Source organism: Nocardioides luteus (assembly GCF_000960475.2).
In the GTDB taxonomy this organism is placed as follows: Bacteria; Actinomycetota; Actinomycetes; order Propionibacteriales; family Nocardioidaceae; genus Nocardioides; species Nocardioides luteus_A.
This window is the reverse complement of the sequence record NZ_JZDQ02000046.1, coordinates 39,349-46,733: the sequence shown is the minus strand read 5'-3', so window position 1 is coordinate 46,733 and position 7,385 is coordinate 39,349. Positions and strand designations below refer to the sequence as shown.

The window sequence follows — 7,385 nt, the reverse complement described above, 5'->3', positions numbered from 1 at the left end:
CCCACACCAGCCACAAGAACAGCCCCGCACGGGGTGGTCTCGACAAGCTCGACCACCAGTGCAGCACCGGTCCGCGACACACAGGTCGGTGCAGCACCCGGCGAAGCCCGCGCCCGCAGGGCGTCCTTGACGCCCGACCGACCGAGAAGCCCCTGAAAGACAGGTCGGCAGCCCACACCGACCACGAAGAACGGTTACGCGCAGGGTGGTCTCGACAAGCTCGACCACCGGAGCAGCACCGGTCCGTGACCCACTGCAGCAGCAGCCGGCAAAGCCGGCGGGCCGAAGGCCCGCCCTTGACGCCGGACCAGATCGAGAAGACCCCCGAGAACGGGTCGGCGGCCCACACACCAGCCACGAAGCAGCAGCCCCGCACAAGCGATGGTCTCGACAAGCTCGACCACCGCCCATCCCCAGGCACGAGAACCCCCTCCCAAGAACGAACCGGCACCCCAGACCCACCAGAGAGAAGCCCGAAGCCGAAGGCCAACGTTTCTTTACTAACCTGAAGAAGTGACCCCTCCCGCAGACCGCTCCCCGAAACGCCCACCGGTCTGGATCGCGGTCGCCTCGTTTGTGAGCAGCTTCGACCGGTTCGTGGTGAGCCCGATCCTGGTCCTGGTCGCGGCGACGTTCGAGGTATCGGTGGGGCAGGCGGTGGCGATCGCGAGCGGCTACTACCTGGCGTACGGGCTCTGTCAGCCGTTGTGGGGCGCACTCTCGGACAGGTTCGGCAGGGTCCGCCTGATGCAGGGGGCGCTGGTCGGAGCCGGGATCGCGGGGGTCGCATCGGCCGCGGCACCGAACCTGATCACGCTGATCGTGGTGAGGGTGGTCGCCGGGGCGTTCTTCGGGGCGATCGTGCCGACGTCGCTGACGTACGTCGGGGACACCGTCTCCACGACCCACCGTCAGCGGGCCCTCTCGGACCTGATGGCGGCGATGGCGGTCGGGACCGCGCTGGCCGCGGCCGCGGCGGGGATCACCGGTCAGCTGGCGGGATGGCGGGTCGTGTTCGCCGGGCCGGCGGTGGTCGCACTGGTCAGCGCCTGGGGCCTGAGGAAGCTCGCCGAGCCACCGAGAAGCACCGGCCACGGGGTCGGAGCAGCGTTCCGGGCCGCGCTGAGCAACCGTTGGGTGCTGGTCGTCGGGCTGCTCGTCTTCGTCGAGGGTGGCCTGGTCCTGGGCGTCCTCACCCTCCTCGCCCCCGCCCTGCAGGCCCAGGGCGTCGACGCCGCGCGGGCGGGGCTGGCGGCCGCGGCGTACGGCATCGCGGTCCTGCTCTCCTCGCAGGTCCTCAAGGCGCTCACCCGGCGGCTCCCGCGGTGGGCACTGATGGGGATCGGCGGCAGCGCCCTGACGGCCGGGTACGCCGTCGCGACCATGCGCGTCTCGGTGCCCACGATCATCGGCATCGTGATCATGCTCGGGGTCACCTGGGCCTTCCTGCACACCTCGCTGCAGACGTGGGCCACCTCGATCGTCCCCGAGGCGCGCGGCACGGTCGTCGCCTGCTTCGCCGCCTCGCTCTTCATCGGCAGCTCCGTCGCCGCCGTCGCCGCCGGCCCGGCCGCCGACGACAACCAGTGGCAGGCCCTCTTCACCGTCTGCGCCGCGACCGCCGCCGTCCTCACCGTGGCCTGCGTCATCGCCTATCGCGCCTACGCGGCCAGCGAGGCCACACCCCGGGTCACAGACATCACGACCGACGTCTAGGACAGACCTCAGCGCATGTGGGCGCGGATGAGCGCCTCGTACTGGTCGGTGATCCGGCTCCAGGTGAACTCGGCCGAGTGCCGGGCCCGGGCCGCCGCGGACAGCGACGCCACCAGCTCGGGCTCGGACAGGAGCTGCTCCAGCGCGGTCACGACGCCGGCCTCGTCGGAGAAGTAGAGTGCGGCGCCGTCGGCGACCCAGCGGTTGTAGCGGTTGTCGTGGGCGATCACGGCGTTGCCGCAGCCCAGCGCCTCGACCAGCGACGGGTTGGTGCCGCCGACCTGGTGCCCGTGGACGTACGCCACCGAGTGGAAGCGCAGCGCCGAGACGATGTCGGTGTCGTAGATCGCGCCGAGGAAGACGACCTCGTCGCTCGCCGCCTCGAGGACGGCGCGATGGTAGGTATCCGCCGGATCATAGGAGCCCAGGACGACCAGCTTCCGGCCCCACCGGCGGCTGGAGAAGGCCCGGACGACCTCGAGGATGCTGTTCTCCGGCACCGGCCGGGCGATCAGCGTGAGATAGGAGCCCGGCTCCAGCCCGTGGTCGAGCACCGGCCACTCCGGTGCATCGACAACAGGCGGCGCACCGTAGGCGATCGTGGTGATCTTCTCGGCCGGCACCCGGGTCGCCAGGTGGCGGGCGATCTCGGGATGGTCGGCGATCAGGTGGTCGCCCAGCCAGCACGCGGCCCGCTCCTGGGTCCACAGGAACGCCTTCTCGGGGCCGGACCAGCGGGCCCGCTTCCACTCGATGCCGTCCATGTTGATGATGTTGGGGACCCGGCGGGAGCGGAGCACCGAGTTGAGCGCGCCGGTGTTGTAGCCGAACGTCACGCACACGCTGCCGTCCAGCGCGGCCTCGCGCGCGGCGTGCCGGACCGCGCCGACGTCGAACTCGATCGTCCCGCGCGGGCCGTCGTGTCGGGCCGGCACGTGGACGCGCTCGATGCCCTTCCACGTGTCGATGCGCAGGTCCGCGTGCGGCTCGTCGTCCTGGCAGTAGACGACCACGCGCCAGCCGCGGTCGACCAGGTCGAGTCCGATGTTCTCCACCGCGGTCTCGAAGCCGCCGTGGGCAGCGGGCACACCACGGGTCCCGAGCATGCGTACAGTGGGGGTCACGTGGGGTTGACTCCTAGTTTGCTAGGAGCCGACGGCCCCTATTTTCAGCACAAGGAGCCATCCAAGGGCATCCGCACGGACCGTGGTCCACGATCCGTGGTCATATACCCGAAATGGGTTACGTCGCCAAGGGTCCCCGGGTCAGCACGAACTGGCGCAGCGCGTCCGGATCGTCCAGATCGACGTACTCGAACCCCTCGACCGCCGCCGGCGCCTCCCCGATCGCGCACATCGAGTCGTAGACCTGCACGTACGCCGCCGACTGCGGGCCCCAGTCGAGCACCTTCGCCGCGCGCTCCCGCGCCCGGAGCGCCAGCTCGACCCGCAGCTCCGGGTCGTCGAGCAGGGTCTCGACGGCATCGGTGAACGCCGCCACGTCCCCCGACGGGACGAAGAGCGCGGCGTCCTCGGCGGAGACCCGCGTCTCGACCAGGTCGAAGGAGACCGAGGGCAGGGCGTACGCCATGTACTCCATCGTCTTGTTCATCGTCGAGACGTCGTTGAGCGGCGTCTTCAGGTCGGGGCACAGACCGACCGCCGCGGCGCTGAGGTGCTGGGCGATCTGCGCGGAGCCGGCCCGGCCGGTGAAGGTGACCACGTCGTCGAGGCCGAGCTCGGTGCAGCGGCGCTTGAGGTCCTCGAGGCAGTCTCCGAAGCCCATCAGCACCGCGTCGACGTCGGTGCGGCCGCGGCGGTGGACGAGCTCGTCCATCACCTCCAGGACCGTGTCGACACCGTCCTGCGGCCCCATGATCCCGAGGTACGCCAGGGTGTGGCGGCGTCCCGCGGGAGCGGGGTCGTGGGGCCGGATCGGGCGCATCACCGAGGTGTCGGGTCCGCTGCGGACCACGGTCACCTCCGCGGGGTCCATCCCACCGCGGCTGATCGCGACCTTCCGGTAGGACTCGTTGGTCGAGATGACGCGGTCGGCGGTGGCGTACGTCTGCTTCTCGAGCCAGCGCAGCACGGCCAGCTGGGCGCGGCCCGAGAGCGAGGTCGGGGCGCCGAAGCGGGAGAGGAAGAGCTCGGGGTTGAGATCGTGCTGGTCGAAGACGAACCGGACGCCGCGGCGCTTCCAGATGCGGGCCAGCAGCCAGTAGGTGTCGGGCGGGTTGCAGGCCTGCATGATCGAGAACGGGCGGTCGCGCCAGACCTTGGTGGCCAGCAGCGCGGTGCGGATCCAGCAGTAGACGAACTCGAGCAGATAGCCGAGCACGCCGCGGGCCTGCGGCGCGGCCCGGTACTTGTAGATGCGTACGCCGCCCAGCTGCTGCCGTCCCGGGTCGCCGGGGCCCTTCGGGCAGATCACACTGACCTCGTAGCCGCGCGCGACCAGCGCCTGGCACTCCAGCCAGACCCGTCGGTCCAGCGGCACGGGGAGGTTCTGAACGATGATCAGCACGTGCGTCTCTGCCACGCCATGTCTCTGCTGGGCTGCGTTGACCATATGAGCAGCGTTGAGGAGTGCGGAGACCCGCTCGCCGGGGACACCCGGCATATCCCCGAATCCGGGGATCGTGATCGGTGACCCCGATGCCGAGGCACTCTGCGGCCCCTAGCGTCGCGTGCTGTGAACCCGCTGGCCGAGCGCATCCTCTCCGCGCGCACGCGACCTCGTTCGGAGTCTGTGATCGCCGATCGGCGCACGTCGGTCGGTGCGGACACGCTGGTCGAGACGGCCGAGGGGGTGCGGGACGCGCTCGTCGCGGCCGCTGGTGTGCCGCGGCCGCTGGTCGCCGTGGCGCTGCCGCTGTCGACCGAAGCGGTGGTCGCGCTCGTGGCCGCGATCCTCGGTGACCTCTCGGTCTGCTTCGTCGACCCGTCGGCGCCCGAGGAGCACCGCCGGGCCCTCGTCCAGGCGCTGCATCCCGACGTCGTGCTCGACCGCTCGGGCATCCGCACGGTCGCCTCGTCATCGTCTTCGTCGTCGTCATCGTCATCGTCATCGTCATCGTCCGCGGAAGCACGGGAGGCCGGGTACGTCGCGATGTCCTCGGGCTCCACCGGCGGCGGCCCCAAGGGGGTGCTGTCGGCCTGGGCCGGGATCGACGCCTTCGTGCCGCACGGCGCGGCAGCGCTCGACCTCGACCCCTCCTCGGTGTGGGCCGAGGTCTCGCACCTCTCCTACGACCTGGCGATGACCAACCTGCTGGTCGCCCTGGCCGCAGGCGCGTCGCTTCAGGTGTCGTCGTCGCTGGGTGACCGACTCCGGCCGCTCGGCTTCTGCGCGCGCGTCGAGGCGACACACCTGCGGCTGGCTCCCCGGTTCATCGACCTGGCGGCCGCCGAGCGGGTCGACGCCGCTCCGCGGAGCCTGCGGGTGTGGGGCTCCGGCGGCGACCGGCTCTCCGCCGCCGACGCCCGGCGCGTCTTCGACCTCGGCGTCGCGACCGTCGTCAACACGTACGGCACCAGCGAGACGATCGGGTTCGCCAGCGCCGCCCGGTTCGATGCCGGTGACGATCTGCCGGCGGTCCACGGCGCGCTCGGGATCGGGCGCGGCGCGGTCGGGGCGTGGCGTACGTCGTTGTCGGCCGCGGACGAGATGCTCGCCATCGAGTCGCCCCATCTTCCCGGCGGCTACCTCTTCGGCGCCCCGAACGGGGAGTACCCCCGCTGGGACGACCCGGAGCGGGTGCTCACCGGCGACCTCGGCGCCCGCCGCGGCGAGGAGCTCTTCTGCCTCGGCCGCGCGGGGCGCCGGGTCAAGCGCAGCGCGAGCTTCGTCGACCTCGACGTCCTCGACGCCGAGGTGAAGCAGGCCTTCGGCGTGGCCACCTTCACCGCCGCGACGCCCGCGGGCGACCTGGTCAGCCTCGTCGAGGGTCCGGCCACACGGCTCGACGACCTCCGTCGTGGCCTCCCGACCGTCCTCCGGCCCGACTCGGTCCCCGACGTGCTCGTCCCCGTCGCCCAGCTCCCCCGGCTCGGCAACGGCAAGATCGACCAGGCGGCGGCTCAGGCGCTGGCCGAGGGCGGGATGCTCACCGAGTCACCTCGGTGAGCAGTCGCTGCCTTCGCGGAACTCCACGAAGGCAGTGGCGCCCGACCGAGGTAACTCGGTGAGCATCAGCCCAGCTGCCCGCGCACGTACTCGGCCAGCGACCCGACGGACTCGAAGACCTCGGCGTTGATGTCGTCCTCGTCCATCTCGAAGCCGAAGCGGTCCTCGAGGACGGTGATCAGCTCGACCAGGGCGAGCGAGTCGAGCTCGGGCAGCGCGCCGAAGAGCAGCGTGTCCGCGGTCAGCGTGCCGGCGCTGTGATCGGGGCCGATCACGTCGGTGATCGCCTCGCTGACGCCGGTGAGGGTCACGTCGGTGGTGTCGATGGTCATGGGACTCCTTGGGTTTCAGACGAGAACTTCGAGCGGCGCCGGATGGCTCAGGAAGGCGGTGGGGCTGGCGGTGAGGCCGTACGCCCCGGCCTGGTGGACCACGACCAGGTCGCCCACCTCGGCCCGCGGCAGGCTCACCTTGTCGCCGAGCAGGTCGAGGGGCGTGCAGAGGCAGCCGACAACCTGCACGACCTCCTCCCCGCCCTCGTGAGCAGCCACGACCGAGATCGGGTAGTTGCGGCGGATCACCTGGCCGAAGTTGCCGGAGGCGGCGAGCTGGTGGTGCATGCCGCCGTCGACGACCAGGAAGGTCGTGCCGCGGGAGATCTTGCGGTCCACGACCCGGGTCACGTAGACCCCGGCCTCGCCGACCAGATAGCGGCCGAGCTCGATCACGACCTGCGCGGACGGCAGTGCCGGACGTACGCGGGTGGCCAGCAGCTCCTCGAGCCGCGAGCCGACGAGATCGAGGTCGAGAGGGCGGTCCTGGGTGTAGTAGGGGATCCCGAAGCCGCCGCCGATGTTGAGGTAGGTCATCGCCGAAGGAAGGTCGTCGGAGAGCCGCAGGACGAGGTCGACCGTGCGCTCCTGGGCCTCCGCCAGAATCGACGCGTGCAGGTTCTGCGAGCCGGAGAAGACGTGGAAGCCGGCCACCTCGACGTCGCGGTCGTGCAGCGTCTTGAGCAGCAGCGGCACCGTCTCGGCGTCGACCCCGAACTGCTGGGCGCCACCGCCCATCCGCATCCCGGAGCCCTTGACCTCGAAGTCCGGGTTGACCCGCACCGCGACCCGCGGCCGGATACCGAGCCGGTCGGCGGCCTCGACCAGGCGGTCGGCCTCCAGCGGCGACTCGATCTCGACCAGCACCCCGGCCGCCACGGCCTGGGTCAGCTCGGCGACCGACTTCCCCGGCCCCGCGAAGCTCACCGAGCCAGGAGCGATCCCGGTGTCGAGCGCCACCCGCATCTCGGCCCCCGACGCCACGTCGAGCGCATCGAGCCTCCGGGCGAGATGCTGCACCACCGCGGGCATCGGGTTGGCCTTCACCGCGTAGCTCAGGTGCACGTCCCCGGGGAGCGCGGAGCGCAACGAGACGACCCGGGCGTCGATCGCGGCCCGGTCGTAGGCGAAGAACGGCGTGGAGCCGACCCGCTCGGCCAGCAGCCCCACGGCCATGCCCCCGACGGCTATGCCCTCGACGTTCGGCAT

6 protein-coding genes are annotated in these 7,385 nt (G+C 71.2%); 2 read left to right on the top strand and 4 right to left on the bottom strand.

Features of this window, described 5'->3' with window-relative positions:
* The first annotated feature begins 513 nt into the window (after window positions 1-513).
* Window positions 514-1,716: an MFS transporter gene (locus tag UG56_RS24630; RefSeq protein WP_045551456.1), complete on the top strand. Its 1,203-nt coding sequence runs from the start codon at window positions 514-516 to the stop codon at window positions 1,714-1,716.
* Window positions 1,717-1,724: 8 nt separating this feature from the next.
* On the opposite strand, the gene UG56_RS24625 is transcribed toward UG56_RS24630, so the two are convergent.
* On the bottom strand, window positions 1,725-2,840 hold the full coding sequence (locus UG56_RS24625; protein ID WP_084101560.1) for a DUF1972 domain-containing protein: 1,116 nt from the start codon (window positions 2,838-2,840) through the stop codon (window positions 1,725-1,727).
* A 118-nt stretch (window positions 2,841-2,958) separates the two neighbouring features.
* Window positions 2,959-4,257, bottom strand: coding sequence for a glycosyltransferase family 4 protein (locus tag UG56_RS24620; RefSeq protein WP_256206883.1), 1,299 nt, complete (start codon window positions 4,255-4,257; stop codon window positions 2,959-2,961).
* 153 nt (window positions 4,258-4,410) lie between these two features.
* Here UG56_RS24620 and UG56_RS24615 point away from each other — a divergent pair, with 153 nt between their 5' ends.
* The gene (locus tag UG56_RS24615; RefSeq protein WP_143055187.1) at window positions 4,411-5,844 is read left to right on the top strand and encodes an AMP-binding protein; all 1,434 of its coding nucleotides are present in this window, start codon (window positions 4,411-4,413) and stop codon (window positions 5,842-5,844) included.
* 65 nt (window positions 5,845-5,909) lie between these two features.
* Here UG56_RS24615 and UG56_RS24610 read toward each other — a convergent pair whose 3' ends face one another.
* On the bottom strand, window positions 5,910-6,176 hold the full coding sequence (locus tag UG56_RS24610; RefSeq protein WP_052694273.1) for an acyl carrier protein: 267 nt from the start codon (window positions 6,174-6,176) through the stop codon (window positions 5,910-5,912).
* A gap of 15 nt (window positions 6,177-6,191) precedes the next feature.
* Window positions 6,192-7,385, bottom strand: coding sequence for a pyridoxal-dependent decarboxylase, exosortase A system-associated (locus tag UG56_RS24605; RefSeq protein ID WP_045552072.1), 1,194 nt, complete (start codon window positions 7,383-7,385; stop codon window positions 6,192-6,194).

Bases quoted from the DNA above. Each gene is read 5' to 3' on its own strand.
- UG56_RS24610 (WP_052694273.1), bottom strand. From the start codon at position 6,176: ATGACCATCGACACCACCGACGTGACCCTCACCGGCGTCAGCGAGGCG.
- UG56_RS24605 (WP_045552072.1), bottom strand. From the start codon at position 7,385: ATGCCGAACGTCGAGGGCATAGCCGTCGGGGGCATGGCCGTGGGGCTG.